Origin of the sequence: Phenylobacterium sp. (genome assembly GCF_004799515.1) — a bacterium.
Taxonomy (GTDB): Bacteria; Pseudomonadota; Alphaproteobacteria; order Caulobacterales; family Caulobacteraceae; genus Phenylobacterium.
On the sequence record NZ_SSMX01000003.1, the window covers coordinates 125,433 to 142,491 of the forward strand.

23 protein-coding genes are annotated in these 17,059 nt (G+C 69.6%); 5 read left to right on the forward strand and 18 right to left on the reverse strand.

All coding sequences use genetic code 11. The features are described from left to right. Positions 1-10 precede the first annotated feature (10 nt). Both E8A49_RS01365 and E8A49_RS01370 read right to left on the reverse strand, forming a co-directional pair. Complete coding sequence (locus E8A49_RS01365; RefSeq protein ID WP_293375555.1) at positions 11-1,006, reverse strand: SPFH domain-containing protein; 996 nt, start codon at positions 1,004-1,006, stop codon at positions 11-13. Positions 1,007-1,009: 3 nt separating this feature from the next. Next, the gene (locus E8A49_RS01370) at positions 1,010-1,390 is read right to left on the reverse strand and encodes a GntR family transcriptional regulator (RefSeq protein WP_293375557.1); all 381 of its coding nucleotides are present in this window, start codon (positions 1,388-1,390) and stop codon (positions 1,010-1,012) included. Between the two features lie 209 nt (positions 1,391-1,599). On the opposite strand from E8A49_RS01370, the gene E8A49_RS01375 reads away from it, so the two are divergent. Further along, the gene (locus tag E8A49_RS01375) at positions 1,600-2,307 is read left to right on the forward strand and encodes a DUF899 family protein (RefSeq protein WP_293375559.1); all 708 of its coding nucleotides are present in this window, start codon (positions 1,600-1,602) and stop codon (positions 2,305-2,307) included. Here the strand turns inward: E8A49_RS01375 and E8A49_RS01380 are convergent. Further along, the gene (locus E8A49_RS01380) at positions 2,304-3,593 is read right to left on the reverse strand and encodes a hypothetical protein (protein WP_293375561.1); all 1,290 of its coding nucleotides are present in this window, start codon (positions 3,591-3,593) and stop codon (positions 2,304-2,306) included. The genes E8A49_RS01375 and E8A49_RS01380 overlap by 4 nt on opposite strands. 195 nt (positions 3,594-3,788) lie before the next feature. Between E8A49_RS01380 and copC the strand changes: the two genes are divergently transcribed. Beyond that, positions 3,789-4,151, forward strand: coding sequence for a copper homeostasis periplasmic binding protein CopC (gene copC, locus E8A49_RS01385; protein ID WP_293375563.1), 363 nt, complete (start codon positions 3,789-3,791; stop codon positions 4,149-4,151). A 63-nt stretch (positions 4,152-4,214) separates the two neighbouring features. Beyond that, complete coding sequence (locus E8A49_RS01390; protein WP_293375565.1) at positions 4,215-5,543, forward strand: NRAMP family divalent metal transporter; 1,329 nt, start codon at positions 4,215-4,217, stop codon at positions 5,541-5,543. Positions 5,544-5,559: 16 nt separating this feature from the next. Here E8A49_RS01390 and E8A49_RS01395 read toward each other — a convergent pair whose 3' ends face one another. The 5 genes from E8A49_RS01395 to E8A49_RS01415 all read right to left on the reverse strand — a co-directional run bounded on the left by E8A49_RS01395 (position 5,560) and on the right by E8A49_RS01415 (position 7,978). Continuing rightward, positions 5,560-6,114 (reverse strand): hypothetical protein, encoded by a 555-nt coding sequence (locus E8A49_RS01395; RefSeq protein ID WP_293375567.1) that lies wholly within the window; start codon positions 6,112-6,114, stop codon positions 5,560-5,562. Positions 6,115-6,262: 148 nt separating this feature from the next. After that, positions 6,263-6,718: an RcnB family protein gene (locus E8A49_RS01400; protein WP_293375569.1), complete on the reverse strand. Its 456-nt coding sequence runs from the start codon at positions 6,716-6,718 to the stop codon at positions 6,263-6,265. A gap of 116 nt (positions 6,719-6,834) precedes the next feature. After that, on the reverse strand, positions 6,835-7,176 hold the full coding sequence (locus E8A49_RS01405; RefSeq protein ID WP_293375571.1) for a hypothetical protein: 342 nt from the start codon (positions 7,174-7,176) through the stop codon (positions 6,835-6,837). A gap of 21 nt (positions 7,177-7,197) precedes the next feature. After that, the gene (locus tag E8A49_RS01410) at positions 7,198-7,767 is read right to left on the reverse strand and encodes an isoprenylcysteine carboxylmethyltransferase family protein (RefSeq protein ID WP_293375573.1); all 570 of its coding nucleotides are present in this window, start codon (positions 7,765-7,767) and stop codon (positions 7,198-7,200) included. A 16-nt stretch (positions 7,768-7,783) separates the two neighbouring features. Further along, a complete protein-coding gene (locus tag E8A49_RS01415; protein ID WP_293375575.1) occupies positions 7,784-7,978 on the reverse strand; it encodes a hypothetical protein in 195 nt (64 codons plus the stop codon). A gap of 161 nt (positions 7,979-8,139) precedes the next feature. Between E8A49_RS01415 and E8A49_RS01420 the strand changes: the two genes are divergently transcribed. Then, a complete protein-coding gene (locus E8A49_RS01420; protein ID WP_293375577.1) occupies positions 8,140-8,574 on the forward strand; it encodes a hypothetical protein in 435 nt (144 codons plus the stop codon). A gap of 8 nt (positions 8,575-8,582) precedes the next feature. Here the strand turns inward: E8A49_RS01420 and E8A49_RS01425 are convergent, their stop codons facing one another. The 7 genes from E8A49_RS01425 to E8A49_RS01455 form a co-directional block, all read right to left on the reverse strand. Continuing rightward, entirely contained in the window at positions 8,583-9,455 is an 873-nt protein-coding gene (locus E8A49_RS01425; protein ID WP_293375579.1) for an alpha/beta hydrolase, read from the reverse strand. Between the two features lie 602 nt (positions 9,456-10,057). Next, a complete protein-coding gene (locus E8A49_RS01430) occupies positions 10,058-11,983 on the reverse strand; it encodes an ATP-binding protein (protein ID WP_293375581.1) in 1,926 nt (641 codons plus the stop codon). Beyond that, complete coding sequence (locus E8A49_RS01435) at positions 11,980-12,579, reverse strand: response regulator transcription factor (RefSeq protein WP_293375583.1); 600 nt, start codon at positions 12,577-12,579, stop codon at positions 11,980-11,982. The genes E8A49_RS01430 and E8A49_RS01435 overlap by 4 nt, the downstream gene beginning before the upstream one ends. Before the next feature lie 286 nt (positions 12,580-12,865). Next, positions 12,866-13,903 carry an amidohydrolase family protein gene (locus tag E8A49_RS01440; RefSeq protein WP_293375585.1) on the reverse strand — a complete coding sequence of 346 codons (1,038 nt, stop codon included), beginning with the start codon at positions 13,901-13,903 and terminating at the stop codon, positions 12,866-12,868. A 64-nt stretch (positions 13,904-13,967) separates the two neighbouring features. Further along, positions 13,968-14,159 (reverse strand): hypothetical protein, encoded by a 192-nt coding sequence (locus E8A49_RS01445; protein ID WP_293375587.1) that lies wholly within the window; start codon positions 14,157-14,159, stop codon positions 13,968-13,970. 124 nt (positions 14,160-14,283) lie between these two features. Next, positions 14,284-14,451: a hypothetical protein gene (locus E8A49_RS01450; protein ID WP_293375589.1), complete on the reverse strand. Its 168-nt coding sequence runs from the start codon at positions 14,449-14,451 to the stop codon at positions 14,284-14,286. Positions 14,452-14,621: 170 nt separating this feature from the next. Next, positions 14,622-15,134 (reverse strand): FKBP-type peptidyl-prolyl cis-trans isomerase, encoded by a 513-nt coding sequence (locus E8A49_RS01455; protein ID WP_293375591.1) that lies wholly within the window; start codon positions 15,132-15,134, stop codon positions 14,622-14,624. Between the two features lie 122 nt (positions 15,135-15,256). On the opposite strand from E8A49_RS01455, the gene E8A49_RS01460 reads away from it, so the two are divergent. Further along, positions 15,257-15,463, forward strand: coding sequence for a hypothetical protein (locus tag E8A49_RS01460; RefSeq protein ID WP_293375593.1), 207 nt, complete (start codon positions 15,257-15,259; stop codon positions 15,461-15,463). 76 nt (positions 15,464-15,539) lie between these two features. Here the strand turns inward: E8A49_RS01460 and E8A49_RS01465 are convergent, their stop codons facing one another. Genes E8A49_RS01465 through E8A49_RS01475 form a run of 3 tightly spaced genes read right to left on the reverse strand, consistent with a single transcriptional unit; the run spans position 15,540 to position 16,967 of the window. Further along, positions 15,540-16,142: a DUF1003 domain-containing protein gene (locus tag E8A49_RS01465; RefSeq protein WP_293375595.1), complete on the reverse strand. Its 603-nt coding sequence runs from the start codon at positions 16,140-16,142 to the stop codon at positions 15,540-15,542. A 53-nt stretch (positions 16,143-16,195) separates the two neighbouring features. Further along, the gene (locus E8A49_RS01470) at positions 16,196-16,324 is read right to left on the reverse strand and encodes a hypothetical protein (protein WP_293375597.1); all 129 of its coding nucleotides are present in this window, start codon (positions 16,322-16,324) and stop codon (positions 16,196-16,198) included. Between the two features lie 4 nt (positions 16,325-16,328). Continuing rightward, positions 16,329-16,967, reverse strand: coding sequence for a hypothetical protein (locus E8A49_RS01475; RefSeq protein WP_293375599.1), 639 nt, complete (start codon positions 16,965-16,967; stop codon positions 16,329-16,331). Positions 16,968-17,059 lie beyond the last annotated feature (92 nt).

The window sequence follows — 17,059 nt, forward strand, 5'->3', positions numbered from 1 at the left end:
AAGCCGTTGCCTAGCGGGTCGGTCGCCGGCGCGTCGGCGCCGCGCGGCTGGGCGCGGCCGGCGCGGCGGCCGGGGGCGGCGGCGTCTGGGCGCCCTCGGCCAGGGCGGCCAGGCCCATGATCCCGCCGGGGTTCATGGCGTCGACCATGGCGCTGGGCATCAGGATGGTCGCGCCGCGTTCCTTGGTCGTCTCGTAGATTATGTTCATGGCGCGCAGCTGCAGGGCCGCCGGGCTCTTGGCGTAGATGTCGGCGGCCTCGACGAACTTCTGCGCCACGGCCTGTTCGGCCTGGCCCAGGTGGATCCGCGCGGCGGCCTCACGCTGGGCTTGGGCCTCGCGGCTCATGGCGTCCTGCAGGGCGGCCGGCACGCCGATGTCGCGGATCTCCACCGAGATGGCGGTCACGCCCCATTCGGCGGTTTTGCGCCCGATCTCCTCGCGCAGCAGCTCGTCGCCGTGCTTGCGGTCGGAGAGCAGGGTGGACAGCAGGGACGAGCCGACCATCTCCCGCAGCGAGGTCTGCGCCACCCGGCTGATCGCCGAGCGGTAGTCGGTGATCTCCAGGGCCGCGCGCTCGGGGTCGTGGATCTGCCAGAACACCACCGCGTCCACGTCCACCGGCACGGTGTCCTTGGAGAGCGCCTGCTCGGCGTTGAACTCGGTGGTCTGGATGCGCTGGTCGAGCCAGGATGAGATGTCGTCGATCACCGGCACGATGAAGAAGACGCCCGGGCCCTTGATACCCTGCAGCTTGCCGAGCCGAAGGACGACGGCGCGTTCCCATTGGTTGGCGACCTTCAGCGACATGGGGATCAGCAGGCCCAGGATCACCAGGATCCCGCCCAGCCAGAACGGCCAGTAGACGTGTTGCCGCGCGCCCTCCTCGAAGGTCAGCAGGGCGAGGCCGAAGAACACCATAGCCAGCAGCATGGACGGGCCGTTCGCCGCGCGGGCGCGGTATCCGGCCATGTTCACGCTCACGCCTGGAACATAGGCGTTGCTCATTTTTCAGTCTCCTTTGTCCGCGGCCAGCGCCGCGATCCGGTTGGCCAGCGCCAGGGGGTCGAGCCCCAGGGCGGCGGCGGCGGCCAGGGTCTGGCGCGCCAGGGTTTCGATGTCGCGGTCGTGCTCGTGGCCAGCCCGGGCCGGCGGCGGCAGGGCCACGAAGCTGCCGCGCCCGCGCACCAGCTCCAGCGCCCCCAGGCGCTCCAGCTCGTCATAGGCGCGGCGCACGGTGTTGAGGTCGACCTTCAGGGCCACGGCCACCTGGCGCATGGTCGGCATCTGGTCTCCGGGCGTAAGCTGGCCCGCGCCGATCGCGTGCAGCAACTGCTCGCGCAGCTGGACGTAGATCGGCACCCCGGTCTCGCCGAGCCGCAGTCCGGCCAATATCTGCGCCTGTGTATGCATACACTCATACAATATGCCTGCGGTGGCGCTTGTCAAATGACAGCGATATCTCGGCGCTCAAATCGCGGTGATCGATCGCGCCCCCGCGATGTCGGATCGCGCGTTCGCCGCACGTCATCTTGCCAAGAGCCGCTGAAACTCGTCACGCTCCCGACGCCCGACGGGCGGCAACCTCCGGAGGACCCGCTATGGACGCCAAGACCGACACCCTGATCCCCGCCGGCCAACTCGCCCGCAAGGACCCCGTCAACTTCCCCAACGAGAGCGCCGACTACCGCGCCGCGCGCACGGCTCTCCTGGCCGAGGAGATCGAGCTTCGCCGCCACATCGCGCGGGTGGCCGCTCAGCGCCGGGCCCTGCCGCCCGGCGGCGCGGTGACGGGCGACTACCGCTTCCTGACCGAGGCGGGCGAGACCGACTTCGCCGGCCTGTTCGGCGGCAAGGAGACGCTGGCGGTCTACAGCTACATGTTCGGCCCGCGACGCGAGCGGCCATGCCCCATGTGCACCAACACCCTGGGTCCCTGGAACGCCAACGCCCGCGACATCGCCCAACGCCTTTCGCTGGTGGTCGTCGCCCGCTCACCGCTCGAGAAGCTGCTGGCCTGGAAGGCCGAGCGTGGCTGGAAGGACCTGGTCCTGGTGCAGGACCTCAATGAAAACTACAGCCGCGACTATTTCGGCCTGCTGCCGAACGGCGAGGAGGTCCCGGCCTTCAACGTCTTCACCCGCAGGGACGGGACCATCCGCCACTTCTGGTCGGGCGAGATGACCGGCGAGACCGCCGATCCCGGGCAGGACCCGCGCGGCGCGCCGGACCCCGGGCCGATGTGGGCGATCTTCGACAACACGCCGGAGGGCCGTGACCCGGACTGGTATCCGAAGCTGGACTACTAGCCCGCGGGGAAACTCAGGTTCGGCTGTGCGGTCCAGGGATTGACCTTGGTGCGCGGCGAGGCGGTGACCAGATGGCCGCCGAGGCTGGAGCGGCCGAGGCCCTCGACCTCGTAAAGCGCCTCGAAGCTGTCGCCGGCGCCGCCGGCCCCCGCCTTGAGCGCCTTCAGGGTGTCGGGGTTCGCCATGGCCTCGGCGGCCTGCTGCAGGCCGGTGTCGCGGTCGCCGGCGATGACCACGATGCGGTTGCCGGCGGGGCCCGGGAAGGCCGCCACATAGCCGTAGTCGCGCCGCGCCGCGTCGCCCTGCGTCGGGCCGCCCTCCTGGCTGCGGTAGATGTGATGGGTCACCGCGTCGACCAACTCGTCGTAGGTGTCGCCCACCGAGAAGCGCGAACCCGCGAACACCGGCGCGCGCAGCACGCCCAGGCCCGAGATGTAGCCCAGGTAGACGATGTTGTTGCGCTTCAGCATCTCCGGCGTCAGGTCCGACGCCATGACCACGCGCATCGTCTCGCCGCGCGCCGCGCCGTGACTGAGCAGGGGCACGATGGAGCGCAGGGCGAAGGCCGCGCCCACCGGCAGGTAGTAGAGGTCCAGGTCGCGGTAGCGGCCCATGGCCTTGGGGTTGTCCATCAGCCAGTCGTCGAGATCCGCGGGCGAGTTGATCGAATACTGGCGGATCAGCCGGTCAACGCCGGCCTGCTCGTCGATCTCGCCGAAGATGTAGTAGTCGCCCAGCACCAGCAGGGTCGGCATGTCGGTCTTGAAGAGGCCGCTCCAGGGCGCGCTGGACTGCGCCCGCGCCAGGGTCCGTTCCGAACCGTGCGTGCTCCAGAAGGCCGCCCAGGCCGCGAGGTTCAGTAGCACCAGCCCGGCGATGGCGGCGATGGCGTAGGCCTTCCAGGGCCGTGCGACGCCGGCCCGCTGGGCGGGCGGCGCGTCGGCCGCCTGCCGCTCGGCGACCATCCGGTACTCGCCCTTGGGGATGGTAAGCCGCACCGGCTCGTCGTGGCCGGGGCCGGCGTAGAACTCGTCGAGCTTGCGGCGCAGGCGGTGGACCGCCACCCGGACCGAGGCGTCCTGCGCCCCGTCGAAGGTGGAGGTGCGGCCGAACACGGCGGCGGCCACCTCGAACTCCTTGGGCCGGGTCCCGGCCGCGGCGCAGGCCGCCAGATAGTCGAACAGCCGGTTCAGGCCGTCGGAACGGCCCAGCGCCTGGCGTGCGCGCAAGTCTGCGGCCAGCTCGGCGATGTCATCGCCCGCTCCGTCCCTGGCCGCGTCGGACAAGTGCGTTGTAACCCTGTGTAACCCCCGAGAACCGTATTTAACCGTACAGGCGACGGATTGGCAAAGTATGGCTAGGCTGACTCAAATCGCCGCCTGGATTGAAATTCTTTGCCCCAGAACCCTTCATCGCCTCGGTCGCGAATCCAGGACCAATCCGCCCCTGACAAGTCACGCCTCAAGTCTACGGAGTCCTCCATGCGCAAGACCCTCCTCGTCCTGACCGCCGCCGCGGCCGCCCTGGCCCTGGCCGGCCAGGCCGCCGCCCACGCCCGGCTGATCACCGGCTCGCCCAAGGCCGGCGCGACCGTCGCCGCGCCCAGGGAGCTCGCCTTGCACTACAGCGAGAGCATCGAACCGGGCGCATCCCACGTGACGGTGACGGGCCCGAGCGGCGCGGCGGTGGCCACCGGCCCCTTGAGCCTCGACGCCAAGGACAAGCGCCTGGTCCACGTTCCGTTCACGGCCCCGCCGGCGCACGGGGCCTACAAGGTCAATTGGCACATGAAGACCGAGGACGGCCACGAGACGGACGGCGACTTCGGCTTCACGGTGAAGTAGACCAAACGGAGCCTTTCGCCTTGGTCGGGCGTTGCCGTTGGCTAGGTAACGGATCGGACTCCCATGGGTGACCCTATCGATAGCGCCGCCCCGAATCCGGCCAGCGTTCCCAATCCGCATGACGATGTGAAACAGCCCGAACGGCCGAAACTGCTGAGCGTCCTGGGCCCTGGCCTGATCACCGGCGCCTCGGACGACGATCCCAGCGGCATCGCCACCTATTCCCAGGCCGGCGCCCAGTTCGGCCTGGGCCTCAGCTGGGTCATGCTGTTCTCATGGCCCTTGATGTGCGCCATCCAGGAGATCAGCGCCCGCATCGGCCGCGTCACCGGCCGCGGCATCGCCGGAAATCTGAAGAAACACTACCCGAACCCCGTGGTCTATTCGATCGTGCTGTTGCTGGTGGTGGCCAACGTCATCAACCTGGGCGCGGACCTGGGCGCCATGGGCGCGGGGCTGAAGCTGCTGATCGGCGGCCCGCAGCTCGTCTATGTGGCCGGCTTCGGCCTCGTCACCGTCCTGCTGGAGGTCTTCTCCCGCTACTCTCGCTACGTCTCGATCCTGAAGTGGCTGACGCTGTCGCTGTTCGCCTATGTGGGCGTGGCCTTCATCGTCCACATGCCCTGGCTGGCGGTGGCCAAGAGCCTGGTGGTCCCGCAGATCAGCTTCACCCCGGCCTACATGACCGTGGTGGTCGCCATCCTGGGCACCACCATCAGCCCCTACCTGTTCTTCTGGCAGGCGGAGGAGGAGGTCGAGGAGGTCAAGGAGCGCGATGGCGCCAAGCCCCTGGAGCGCGCGCCGGAACAGGCCGTGGCCGAGTTCTCCCGCATCCGGGTCGACACCATGATCGGCATGGGTCTTTCCAACGCGGTCGCCCTGTTCATTATCCTGACCACGGCGGCCACCCTGCACGCCCACGGGGTCACCGATATCCAGACCTCGTCGCAGGCGGCCGAGGCCCTGCGCCCCATCGCCGGGCCCTTCGCCTTCACGGTCTTCGCCATCGGCATCATCGGCACCGGTCTCCTGGCCCTGCCGGTGCTGGCGGGGTCATCGGCCTATGCGATGGGCGAGACCTTCGGCTGGCATGTGGGCCTCGCCCGCAAGCCCTACCGTGCCAAGGCCTTCTACTGGGCCATCGCCATCGCCACGGTGCTGGGCGTGCTGCTCAACTACAGCCCCATCGATCCGATCAAGGCGCTGTTCTGGAGCGCTGTGATCAACGGCGTGGTGGCCGTGCCGGTCATGGCGCTGATGATGCACCTGTCGTCCAACCCCAAGGTGATGGGCGAGTTCAAGCTGCACACCGGCCTGAAGGTGGTGGGCTGGCTGGCCACGGCCGCCATGGCCGCCGCCGCCGTGGGCCTCTTCGCCACCTGGGGGAAATAAGGGCGGGGGAGCAGGCCTACTTCGGCGGCGCGGCCTTGCCGGCGTCCCTCAGGTCCTTGTCGATGTCGTGCTTGTAGAGGCTGTCCTTCGGCCGCTGGATGTACTTGCCGTGGCATTGGAAGCAGGCGTCGTACATAGCGCTGCCGGCGTCGTTGGTCTTGTCGTGGTCGTGGGCGCTGGCCGCCGCCATGCCGGCGACGCCCGCGGCGTTCAGCGCCATGGCGTACTTCATCCAGGGCCCGTTCGGGTCGCGCGCGCGGCCGTCCATCATCAGGAGGTTGCCGGCCTCGGCGATCTGGGCGGCGGTGTCGATGTTGACGGCCCAGTCGGAGTCCTTGGTCGGGATGCGGTCGTTGGCGCCCTTCGCGTCGTCCACCTCGCCGGAGTGCGCCCAGTAGGTCTCGGCCGCCGGGTTGACGATGTGGCGCATGACGTCCTTCACCGACAGCATCACGCCCTTCTGCGCTCCGGCCGGCGGCGTAGCGGGCTTCGCTGCCGAAGGCGCGGCGGTCGCGGGCTTGGCCGACGTCTGGGCCAGCGCGGGCAGGGCGCAGGCCCCCCCTATCAGCAAGAGTGGGACCAATCTTGTCAGCAGCAACGATGTCCGGCGCATCTCGTCCCCTCCGAGCTTTTCGCCACCTTAGCGGCCCGGCGGACATAGGAAAGGCCTCCCCTCGCGGAGGGGAGGCCTTCTCGACGGATGCTTGTCGGCGCGGCGGCTAGTAGCCGTTCATCACCAGGTCGGCGATCAGGCCGGTGCCCAGCGCCATCAGCACGAAGTTGCCGTCGGCATAGATCCAGCGGTAGCCGGGGGGCGGCGGACGCAGGCCGTAGTAGCCCCAGTCCTGCACATAGAAGCCGCGGTAAGCCGCCGGCACGAAGGCGCCGCGCCGCCAGCCGAAGTGGCTGATCGGGCGATAGCCCCAGCCGGGCGCGTACCAGTAGCCGGGACGGGGACCGCGGAAATCGCGCCACTCGGCCCGGTCGTGCCAGCTCTCGGCGCGGGCGCGGTCATAGTGGATCACCGCCTGGTCGCGGGCGATCACGCGCTGGTCGTGGCGCAGGTCGCGGCGGTCGTCGTGATAGTCCCGGCGGTCGTCTTGCGGCTGGGCCGAGGCGGCGATGGGCGCCGCGACGGCGACCAGGGCCACGGCGGCGTAGAGCAGGTGTTTCATGGCTATCTCTCCTTGCGGTCGACGTCGTATCGACCGCGGCAATCTGTCAGGGCCGCGCTGACCCAAACCGGAACCTGCCGTTCAGCTTCGCGTCAGGTTTGTTGCAGGCCGTCGCCTCAGCGAGAGGCGTGCCGCCCGATCAGCCAGAACAGCGTCAGGAGGCCGCTGGCCCCCACCAGGGCCGCGGCGATCAAGGGCGCCAGCCGCCGCATCCGTTTCGGGCGGGAGGCCGGACTCGGCGTCGGCTCCCGCGCGGTCGGCGCAGAGATAGGCATGGGCATGGGCGTGGGCGTGGGCTCCGGCGCCGCCATGGCCGCCTGCTCGCGCCGCCAGGCCTGCGCCATCTTCCGCCGGACGTCCGGTGGGAAAATGCCCAGCGCCAACGGCGTGTGCGGCAGGCCCGGCCAGAGGCTGGGCCGCAGGAACGGATTGGTCGGATCGTTGAAGAAGGGGGTCATCGGCCGCTCACCGGACGCCCGTCACCATACAAAAGGGATCAGCCGCTTGGTGCGTTCCATGTAGTAGCGATAGTGCGCGCCGATCCCCTCGGCCAGCGCCCGTTCCTCGACGCGGATGCGGATCAGGTAGCCGACCAGGCTCGGCCCGGCGATCAGCAGCGGCGCCCAGGCGTAGCGGAGCGAGAGTCCGATGCCCAAGGCCATCAGCAGCGCCCCGGTGTAGGACGGGTGGCGCAGCAGGTGATAGGGCCCGTTGTCCACCACCTTCTGATCCGGGCTCACCTTGACCGTGTAGGTGAAGTAGCGGCCGAGGGTCGCCACCGCCCAAAGGCGCAGCGCCATGCCGCTGAGCGCCACCGCCGCGCCGGCCCACAGCGCCGAGACGCCTAGCCTGGGCGGCGGCGGCGCGCCGTACCAGAAGGCGAAAGCGGCCCAGTAGCCACCGCCCACCAACAGCACGACGGCCAGCAGGCTGCCCCGGTCGCGCGAGGCCACGCCGGCGCGGCGCTGGCGGTTGGCATAGGCCTCGAGCAGCATCAGGAGGCCGATGAGGGCGACGGGAACGGCTTTGTCCGCGCTCCAATGGGTCATGGCGCGCGCCTGGTCCTCAGCTGTCCATCGGCTGGTCGTGGTCGGACATGATGTGCTGATAGACCGCGCCGGCCATGCCGCGCACCGTGCGCGCGGCGGTGGTCAGGGCCGCGTTGCCGACCAGCGTCGCCCCCTTGACGGCCATGTCGTCAAGGTCGTCGGCGATCTCGATGAGCTTCTGGTAGACGGCGATGTCGGAAACCTCGGCCATGGGGGCGCCTTTTATCGATCCCCGTGCGGTTGGGGAACCCGAGCCTTGCCCCAGGGTGCGGTCGACGGGCTTCGGTTCAGTTTGCGCTAACCACGAAATTTCATCGTGAATTGACGGCCAGCGGATAGGGAAACGTTGTTATCGATCACGGGAAAACCCTGTTGGTTCCGACCGTTTCCTTCCGGATGATGCGCTGGGCCTCAGCGCTTGTGGTGCTGGTCTGCGCCGTGGTGGCGCTCGCGCCCCTGTCGCTGCGCAACACGGTCCTGCCGGACACCGTGCTGGTCGACGCCCTCAGCTTCTACGGGGTGACGGCGGCGGCCTACGTCCTGCTGCCCTTCGTGCGCCGCGGCGACGTGGCCATCGTCGCCATGTGGATCGTGCTGGGCGTCGGCGTAGCCCCCTGCTTCTCCGGCCAGGAAATCTCCGCCTCGCACATGTTCGCCGATATGGCCGGCGTGCTGATGGCGGCCGGCCCCGTCTACATCGCCCGCTTCCGCCAGGTCGCCCAGGGCGACGTGCGCGCCCGCCGCCGCCGCGAGATCGAGCTCAGCGACGTCCTGCCGATCCTGCCCGCCATCAAGGGCCGGGTTTAGCCAGACCCCTACTTCAGCGCCTGCAGCCAGGCGATCACCTGGGCTTCCAGGGCGATCCGTTTGCCGCTCCAGCTGTGGTCGGTCGCCTCGTGATGCAGGGCGACCTTGCCGCCGTCCGTCCGGATCGCCGCCGCCAGCTTCTCGGCGTTGGGAGCCAGGCCGTCGTCTGAGGTGAGGATAAGCACCGGCTTGGCCGAAAGCCCCTTGGCGACGGCGGGCGTCCAGGCGGTTCTGGGACCGATGGCCTGCACCTCGTCGGCCATGGACTGCGCCGTGACGCCGGCGAGGCTCTCCATGTCGTCGGCCATCTCCTTCACGATCACTGGCCTGGGCGCCATGCCCAGGGAGCCCATGTCGGCGGCGCTGATCAGGATCGCGCCCGCCAATCCGTCGTCCTGCGCGGCGGTCAGCGAGGTCACCCAGCCGCCCATCGAGTGGCCGGCCATCACCAGCTTGCGGGTGTCGACGCCCAGGAAGGCGGCGTGCCCCGGGGCGCGGACATAGGCCAGCACCGCCTTGGCGTCGTCCAGGTTGCCCGCGAAGCTGAACTTGCCTGGGCTGCCCCATGAGCCGCGGTAGTTGAAGGTGATGCAGTTCCACCCCGCCCGGCGGATCGCCTGGGCCAGGTCGAGGTTCTTCTCATTGCCGGGCAGGCCGTGCAGCAGGACCACCGTCGGATGCGCGCCCGCGCCGCCGGCCAGGTAGGCCACGCCGTTGATCTCCACACCGCCGCTCGGGATGTGCAGCACCTCCATGCGCGGCGGATGGGCGGTGTCGGTCGGCGGGTCGGTGAAGATCGCCGCGGGAAGGCTCGCCGGTTGGGCCGCCGCGGCCCCGGCCAGGATGAAACTCGCGGCCAGTCCGGCCAGGATCATGCGCATGGGAAAGCCCTCCGTTGGCATTCCTAGCGCGTCCCCCACCGCTGTGAAGCTGCAGATTTTTGAAGGCGGCTGCGCCCGATCCGGTCCGGAACGACACCACGGCCTTGGCATGCTAGAGCGTCGCAGAGGCTAGGCGGATGCGAGCCCAACTGGCCGCTGGCTCGATTTGTCCATGCCACTGCTTGTCACGAGCGCGTCGGGCGGGAACGGGTATGGGTACGGCGCGCTGCTCGCATTCGACCACGACGGCGAGCCGCTCGGCGCTTTCAGCGATGACGACCGGATTGTCGATCCGCGCGGCTTGGCGCCTGGACCGGAGCGAGGCCTGCTCTTCCTCAACAGCGCCGAGCGCGTGCTGCGCTCAACTCGGTCGGCAAGGTGGTGCGCGACACCGGGGTGACCGCTGGATTGGACCCGGGCGGCGGCGCCTTTGGTCCGGACGGCCGGTGCTACGTCGGCCTAATACGAGCCTGAGAGCGCGCGGCTTGCGCGCGTTTTCTCGGCCTCCGGCCTTGCGGAGTTTCGAAGGCCGTGTGGGCTGCGTTTTGGCGCTGACTGCCATCTCTACCGCGCCGCCCGGGACGAGGTTGCCGCGTTCGACTTCACGTGTGGTCGCTGTCTCGGCGCCATCGTGCGATTGCCCCGGCTGCATGGGCAGGCCCTCGCCTTTTTTCCACCGTAGGGCCGTCGTTGACGTGCGAAGAATGGGCTTCCACAAAAGGTCGTGTAGCGGAGGCCGCCGCCCGCCCCGCCGCCAGGTGATTGAGCAAGGCCCGCAGGCGCGCCGGGTGCAGGGGCTTATGGATGATCGGCGTGCGCGCCGCATCGGCGGCGGCCAGCACCTCGGCGCCCATGTCTCCTGTGACCAGGCAGAAGGCGCCCGGAGCCTTGGGTGAGGCCTGCAGCCGGGCGATCACCTGCAGGCCGTCGATGTCCCCCGGCAGGCGGTAGTCGGCCAGGCAGATGTCGAAGCGCGGGTTCTCCGCGATCAGCGCCTCGGCCGCCGCCAGGTCCGCCGCCAGGGCCGCCTTCACGCCCCATTGGCCGAGCAGAAGGCCCGCACCCTCACGCACCATGGCGTCGTCGTCGATGAGCAGCAGGCGCATGCCCAGCATCAGGTCCGGCGCCGGCGCGGCCCTGGCCAGGGCGGCGGGCTGGGCGCGGGGCAGGGCGAAGGCGAAGCGCGAGCCCTTGCCTGGCTGTGAGCTGATCTCGATGCGGCTGCCCATGATCGCCGCCAGCCGTTGCGCGATGGCCAGGCCCAGGCCCAGCCCTTTGCCGCGGTCGCGCTCCGGATTCCCCAGTTGGACGAACTCGTCGAAGATGCGGCCCTGGTCGGCGCGGGCGATGCCGATGCCGATGCCGGTGTCGGCGACCTCGATGGAGACGCTCGACCGCCGCCGCCGGGCCGCCACCAGGATGCCGCCGGTCCGCGTGTAGCGCAGGGCGTTGGTCACCAGGTTGACGCAGATCTGCTCGGTGAGGGCAGGGTCGGCGTCGACCCACAGGTCGGTCTCGCGGAAGCGCAGGTCCAGGCCCTGCTGCTCGGCCACCGGGTCGAAATAGCCGGCCAGCCGGTCGAACAGGTCCTGGCAGGCCACGGGCTCGCGGCTGGACTGCACCACGCCGGCCTCCAGGCGCGAGATGTCCAGGAGGCCGTTGAATAGCTTCTCCATGGCGGCCACGTTCGCCTGGATGCGGGCGGCCACGTCCTTGGCCTCGTCGTCCAGGGCCAGCGACTGCAGCGAGCCGGAGAACAGGCTGAGCGCATGCAACGGCTGGCGCAGGTCGTGGCTGGCGGCGGCCAGCAACTGCGACTTGGCGAGGTTGGCCTTCTCCGCCCGGCCGCGCGCCGCTTCCGCCTCGGCCTTCTCCACCTCCAGCGCGGCCAGGAGGCGGCGGTTCTCGAAGCGGATGGCGAAGCCCTCGCGCAATTCACGGTTCTGTACTCTGCAAAACCCGAACAGGATCGCCGAATAGCCCACCGAGGCCAGGCCCAGGACGTCGTAGACGTACTGGCCGATCAGCAGGAACCGCAGCATGACCAGGCCGAAGATCGCGCCGACAAACGCGTAGAGGCCTGAGGGATTATAGGCGTTGCCCGGCACGCTGCCGCCGGAGATGCCGTAGAGGCCGCACAGCGTCAGCGCCACGGTGATCGGCTGGGCGGTGTCCATGAACAGGAAGGCCGTCGAGCCCCAGACGCAGCCGGCGATCAGCATGTAGAGGGTGTTGAGCCGCGCCGCCCGCTCCAGCCGCGTCCCGTCGTCGTCGGCCGGGATCCGACGGTAGCGCGCCACCAGCCAGACGCGGAACGCCTGGGTCGAGAGCTGCACCGCGAGCCAGGCCGCGATCTCCGTCCAGGGATGGAACGGCGCCTGGGTGGCGCACATGTAGACCGTCACCACGCCGGCGGCGGCGAAGCTGTTGCGGATCTGCTGGAAGAGGGTGCGGATGCACTCGGCGCGCACCGGGTCGATGCGTAGGGCCCCGGCCGGCGGGGCCTCGCCGAGGTCCGCCGCGCTCACCCGATCAGGCCCAGCTGGCGCGCCTTGAGGATCGCCTGCACCCGGCCGTCCGCCTCCAGCAGGTGGAAGATCTCGGTCAGATGCGCGCGCACCGTGCGCGGCGCGATGTTCATCCGCCGCTCGATGGCCTTGTTGGAGTGGCCGTCGGCCAGCAGGCTCAGCACCTCCAATTGGCGGGCGGTGATGGTCTCGGCCGCGGCGCCGCAGTCGGGCGCCTCGAAGGCCACGCCGCCGCCCAGCACCGTCTCCAGCATCTCGATGATCCGCTCCGCCGGCCAGGACTTGGAGATGAAGCCCGACGCACCGCAGTCGCGGCTGCGCAGGCGGGCTCCGCCGTCCTCGCGGCCGGAGATCATCACGCGGCTGACCAGGGGCGCGCGGGCGGCGATGGCGCGGGCGGCGTCGAAGCCGTCGGTGTCGGGCAGCAGGATGTCGATGATCGCCAGGTCCGGCGCCGGCCCCTGGCCCAGCACGCTCAGCGCCTCGGCCGCCGAACAGGCGTTGCGCAGGGTCCAGTCGGGGCGGTGATGCCTGACCATGGCCCCGAAACCGTCCCGGAACAGGGGATGGTCGTCGACCAGCAACGCCGTCACCATTGGGCAACCCCCGTCGCCGAACCTTGATCTGCGAAGGAGGCCGCGCCGCGCCTAAATAGGCAATAGCCTAAATAGGCGCCTTTCGCCTGGTGGGCGAATTTCCCGAGTAAAATCAGCTGAATTTAAGCCTGCGTCCGCCTATATAGGCAATATCCAGCCCCGCTCGGCCGGCCTAGGAATCGGCGCTACGCCGGAGGCGGGCGGCCGCCACAGCCCCCGATCCCCGAAACCCCGGCGCTGCGGGCGCCGCCGGCTCCGAAGACGGCCGGCGGCGTCTTCGCGCGCCTCAGGCGTCCAGGCGGTAGACCTTGGTCGCCGTGGCGGAGAACAGCGCCGCCTTCTCCTCCGCGCTGGCCCCCGCCGCGATCCGTTTGAAGGCGTTCCACAGGGTCGCGTAGCTGCAGGCCCCCATATCGACCGGAAAGTTGCTTTCGAACATGCAGCGCTCGGGCCCGAAGGCCTCGATGCAGGTCTCGATGTAGGGGCCCCACTCGGCGGCCAGCTGCTCCGAAGGCGCGCGCGGCTCGGCCAGGAACGAGGGGAAATTGCAGAAGGCCATGGCCAGGCCGCCCAGCTTCACCGCCACCTTGGGCGATTTCGCCAGCTCGCGGATGTTGTCGCGCCAGACGCCGAACCGCTCGGGCAGGCGGCCCTCATAGCGGCCGCGGCCCAGTGGCGTGCCCACGTGGTCGAGGATGATCGTCTGGTCGGGGAAGGCGCGCGCCAGGTCGATCACGTCCGGCAGTTGCGGCTCCAGGAGCCAGGCGTCGAAGCTCAAGCCCAGCGGCGCCAGATGCCTGAACCCCGCCCGGAATGCGTCCGACAGATAGAGCCCGGCCTCGACCCGATTGAGCGGCCCCAGCACCGCCTTGTCCGCCTCGAAGGAGGCGGAGTTGCGGATGCCGCGGAAGCGCCCGCCGCCGGCGCGGATGTGTGCCTCGAGCACCGGGACGACGGCGTCGCCCAGCAGGAGGTCCGCGCGGCTCACGATGCCGGCGCAGGCGCGGGTCTCGCCATACACGCCGCTGGCGCTCATCGCCGCGACGCCGTTGACGAATTCGGTCTCGCCGACGCCGCGCAGCTCGACCGGGCCGTCGGCCTTGTAGAAGGCGCCGCACTCCACGAAGACCGTGGCCGTCACCTTGTGGCCGCTGCCGGTGTCGGCGAGCAGTTCGTCCAGCAGATAGCGCCGCGCGTCGGCGATGGCTGTGATGAAGGGATGGTCGGCCACCTCGCTGGGCGGCGGCGGGGCGTAGCGCCGGTCCCACAGGTGATGGTGCGGATCCACGATCGGCAGATCGGGGTCCAGGATCGCTTCGGCCATGATCGTCTCCGCAAGGCTAGGGCGGTGACCCTAGACCGGCGGATACGGCCGCGTCAGCCCGTCTTCAATTCTCGGCGGGAAGCGCGAAAGCCCGAAGCGCCGACGGCAGGCGAAGCGCGGCGCGGGTGGCGTCGCGCAACGTCTGATAGCGGGCGGCCGCCTGGGCGCTGACGGCCCACTCGGCGCGTCCGGTGTCGCGGACGAGGTACTCCATGCCCTGCGCGCTGGTGCGCGCAACAACTGCAGCGAAAGCCATCGAGGTTCTCCGGCGTTTCTGGTCAGTCCATGGTGAGCCGACTGTTCTGTTACGGCTCAACCGGGGCCATGGCTTCAAAAGCCGTGCCGGACGGCGGGACGTCCCGCCGCGGGGCTTGCCGCCGTCAGTCGTGGTGGTGCGCGCCGACCACCTTCAGGATCAGGCCCAGCACCGCCATGGCGATGAAGGCCCACATGGCGATGGAGAACCCGACCGCCGCCGCCAGGCCGACAATGCGGCTCGACCGCTTCGCCGGAGGGCGCGGACTGCTCTCGCCAGGTGGTGGTTCCATCAATGCCCCGTCCACGCGTCCCCATCCCGCTCTGGACTGCTTCCGGGCCCAAGGTCCGTAGGGACTCGGGGCGCGAGGTCGGCGGTTCAACTTAAGGGGCCACGTTGCGGGCCGTTGCGCAAGCGTCACGGTGACGCTCCGCCAGCAACCAAAACCTGACCGGCCGTCCGTCAGGGAGCCTTTGGCGGGACGATCGCAACCAAGTCGACATCGAAGATCAAGGTGGCGTCGGGCGGGATGCCGCGCTTCTGGATCGCCTGACCCGCCGCGCCGGCCGGCGCGGGCGTGTTGAACGGCCGCCCGGGGCCATAGGCCAGGTAGGGCGGCATGGTGATCCGCCAGTGGTCGCCGACCCGCATCAGCTGCAAGGCCGCGCTCATGCCCGGGATCACCTGGTTCACCCCGAAGGTCGAGACGCCTTTGCCGTCGTCGGGCGAGGTCGAGAACACCTCGCCGCCTTCCAAGCGTCCGACGTAGCGCATCTGCACGCTGTCGCCCCGCTTGGGATGTTCCCCGGTGGCCGGGCCCGAGGCCAGCACCTGGTAGCGCAGGCCGGGCAGCGAAACGGTCACGCCGGACTGGTCGCCCGCCGCTTCGCCCGGGACGGCCATCGCTGAGGCGGGGAGGGCGGCCGCGGCGGCGGCCAACAGCGTCAGGGCGGCGAGCGCGACGGGTCCGGTCATGGGGGCGACTATAGCCGGGCTTTTCCCTATCTCCACAGCCGCCCTCGGCTGGATTACCGTCCGTGGTCGTGACTCAGGGCCAGGCGGCCCTCCCAGAGCCACGCACAGAGGGAGGCTAAGACATGAAGTTGAAGACGCTCGGCCTGGCGCTCGTCGCCACGGCCTTTATGGCGGGCCAGGCGCTCGCCCAGGCGGGCACCATGCAGCCCATCCCGAACCCGCCCGAAAAGGCCAAGACCGTCCACAAGAAGAAGGCCAAGGCCAAGCCGGCGGCTGACGCCGCAGCCGCGCCCGCCGACGCCAAGGCGGCGACGCCCGCCAAGAAGTAACCACGGCCAGCCGGGCGGGCGCTTTCGCGGCGTCCGCCCGCTGAACGCGTCGCCAGCCGACCGAGCAGGACCGGCCCTAGCCGGCTTCCGCATCGAGGACCGCCGCCGCCGCCGTCGGCTCGACATCCGCCGGATCGAGCTGGTTCTCCTTCAGCGCCTCCAGCACCGCCTCCGGATCGGCTGGCCGCGCCAGGGCCTCGGCTTCGCCGTCCACCCGGTTGGCGACGTTGGGCAGGTCGCGGCGCAGCTCTTCCAGCAGCTCGATCAGCTTGGCGGCCTTCTGCTCGGACAGCATGGCCAGCTCCAGCGTCAGCTGCTCGCGCAGCTCGCTCAGCTGGTCGTTGCGCCGCTGGGTGATCAGGATGAAGACGGTGACGAACAGGGCCACCATCGTCCCCAGTCCCTGCAGCCCGTCGAACGGCGGCGGATCGAACGTCCGCCCCCGCGCCGCCAGCAGCACAAGGTTCAGGCTCAACCAGCCTGCGATGAACACAGCCAGCATCAGGGCGAACCGCGGCCGGCCGAAGAACCGCGTCAGCCGGTCCACCGTCCGCTGCCACGGCGTCGCCCCCTGGTGATGCTCCAGGTGCAGCCGCGCGATCGCCTGCAGCGTCTGGTCGATATGGGCCGGCAGGATCAGGTCCGGCTGGTCGTCAGGCGCAGGGCTGAAGCTGGTCATTCCCCATGAACGCGCCAGCTTGGCTTTCGACCGGCTCAGGGCCTACGCCGTCCTCAGACCCAGCGCGCCGCGGCGTCGGCGGTGTCTTCCGGGTAGGTGTTGAAAGCGATGGGCGTGCCGGGCGCGGTTTGGCGCACAGCGTCCAGCACGGCCTCGAACAGCGGCGTGCTCTTGGAAACCAACCCCCTACAGGGTAGCCACGATCCCGGTGCCTCCCGGATGCGGCGTGAACGTCATTTCGACGGGAATTGTCGCCGCGCAGCTTTGGACAGTCCACCTCTCATGCCAAGACCGCGCTTCCCGGCCAGGCTCTATGCCGGGGTTTGAGGTGTCGGCGTAGCTCTCGAAGGCCGTGTCGACGACATGGGTTTCCGTGCAATTCGGCGACACCTTCCGGCTTGCCGCCATGAGCGCCTGGGTCACGGCATCTCGCTCAAGTTGGGGGTCAGCTATCGACGTCCCTGGAAGGAGCCCGAAGACATGGATGCCGCCGCTGGCGTCGACAGCCGTTGCGACATTGTAGACCCCTGACCTGGAGCATCCCTCGACATGGATGATCTCCTTCCACGTCCCGGACTTTGGCGTCCCGTCGGGTCCGAAGATCACCGGCGTGAGTAGCGATGCGCCGACCGTTCGCGCGGTCTCAAGTTTGCAACTCGGATCCTTGGCGATGAACGCCCTGGCATGCTCCCCCACGGCGGCGACGTGTTCAGGTCGAGCCACATACTGCCGGAACGCGGGCGGGACGTCCGCCGCATGAAGTCTCGGTGGGCCGCAGAGGACGGCCGCCGCCGCAACTGCGGGTATCGTGATGGGTGTCCTCATCGGCGGCCTCCTGTTCGATCCAGCCTGGCGGCGTGTCCCGCGCCGGATTTGTCCTTCGCCTCCAGGTTGCAACCGAGGTGTTGCAGGCAGAT

Bases quoted from the DNA above. Each gene is read 5' to 3' on its own strand.
- E8A49_RS01365 (WP_293375555.1), bottom strand. From the start codon at position 1,006: ATGAGCAACGCCTATGTTCCAGGCGTGAGCGTGAACATGGCCGGATAC.
- E8A49_RS01450 (WP_293375589.1), bottom strand. From the start codon at position 14,451: ATGGAACCACCACCTGGCGAGAGCAGTCCGCGCCCTCCGGCGAAGCGG.
- E8A49_RS01475 (WP_293375599.1), bottom strand. From the start codon at position 16,967: ATGAGGACACCCATCACGATACCCGCAGTTGCGGCGGCGGCCGTCCTC.
- E8A49_RS01440 (WP_293375585.1), bottom strand. From the start codon at position 13,903: ATGGCCGAAGCGATCCTGGACCCCGATCTGCCGATCGTGGATCCGCAC.
- E8A49_RS01415 (WP_293375575.1), bottom strand. From the start codon at position 7,978: ATGGCCGAGGTTTCCGACATCGCCGTCTACCAGAAGCTCATCGAGATC.
- E8A49_RS01400 (WP_293375569.1), bottom strand. From the start codon at position 6,718: ATGAAACACCTGCTCTACGCCGCCGTGGCCCTGGTCGCCGTCGCGGCG.
- E8A49_RS01455 (WP_293375591.1), bottom strand. From the start codon at position 15,134: ATGACCGGACCCGTCGCGCTCGCCGCCCTGACGCTGTTGGCCGCCGCC.
- E8A49_RS01460 (WP_293375593.1), top strand. From the start codon at position 15,257: ATGAAGTTGAAGACGCTCGGCCTGGCGCTCGTCGCCACGGCCTTTATG.
- E8A49_RS01445 (WP_293375587.1), bottom strand. From the start codon at position 14,159: ATGGCTTTCGCTGCAGTTGTTGCGCGCACCAGCGCGCAGGGCATGGAG.
- E8A49_RS01435 (WP_293375583.1), bottom strand. From the start codon at position 12,579: ATGGTGACGGCGTTGCTGGTCGACGACCATCCCCTGTTCCGGGACGGT.
- E8A49_RS01375 (WP_293375559.1), top strand. From the start codon at position 1,600: ATGGACGCCAAGACCGACACCCTGATCCCCGCCGGCCAACTCGCCCGC.
- E8A49_RS01465 (WP_293375595.1), bottom strand. From the start codon at position 16,142: ATGACCAGCTTCAGCCCTGCGCCTGACGACCAGCCGGACCTGATCCTG.
- E8A49_RS01405 (WP_293375571.1), bottom strand. From the start codon at position 7,176: ATGACCCCCTTCTTCAACGATCCGACCAATCCGTTCCTGCGGCCCAGC.
- E8A49_RS01425 (WP_293375579.1), bottom strand. From the start codon at position 9,455: ATGCGCATGATCCTGGCCGGACTGGCCGCGAGTTTCATCCTGGCCGGG.
- E8A49_RS01410 (WP_293375573.1), bottom strand. From the start codon at position 7,767: ATGACCCATTGGAGCGCGGACAAAGCCGTTCCCGTCGCCCTCATCGGC.
- E8A49_RS01390 (WP_293375565.1), top strand. From the start codon at position 4,215: ATGGGTGACCCTATCGATAGCGCCGCCCCGAATCCGGCCAGCGTTCCC.
- copC (WP_293375563.1), top strand. From the start codon at position 3,789: ATGCGCAAGACCCTCCTCGTCCTGACCGCCGCCGCGGCCGCCCTGGCC.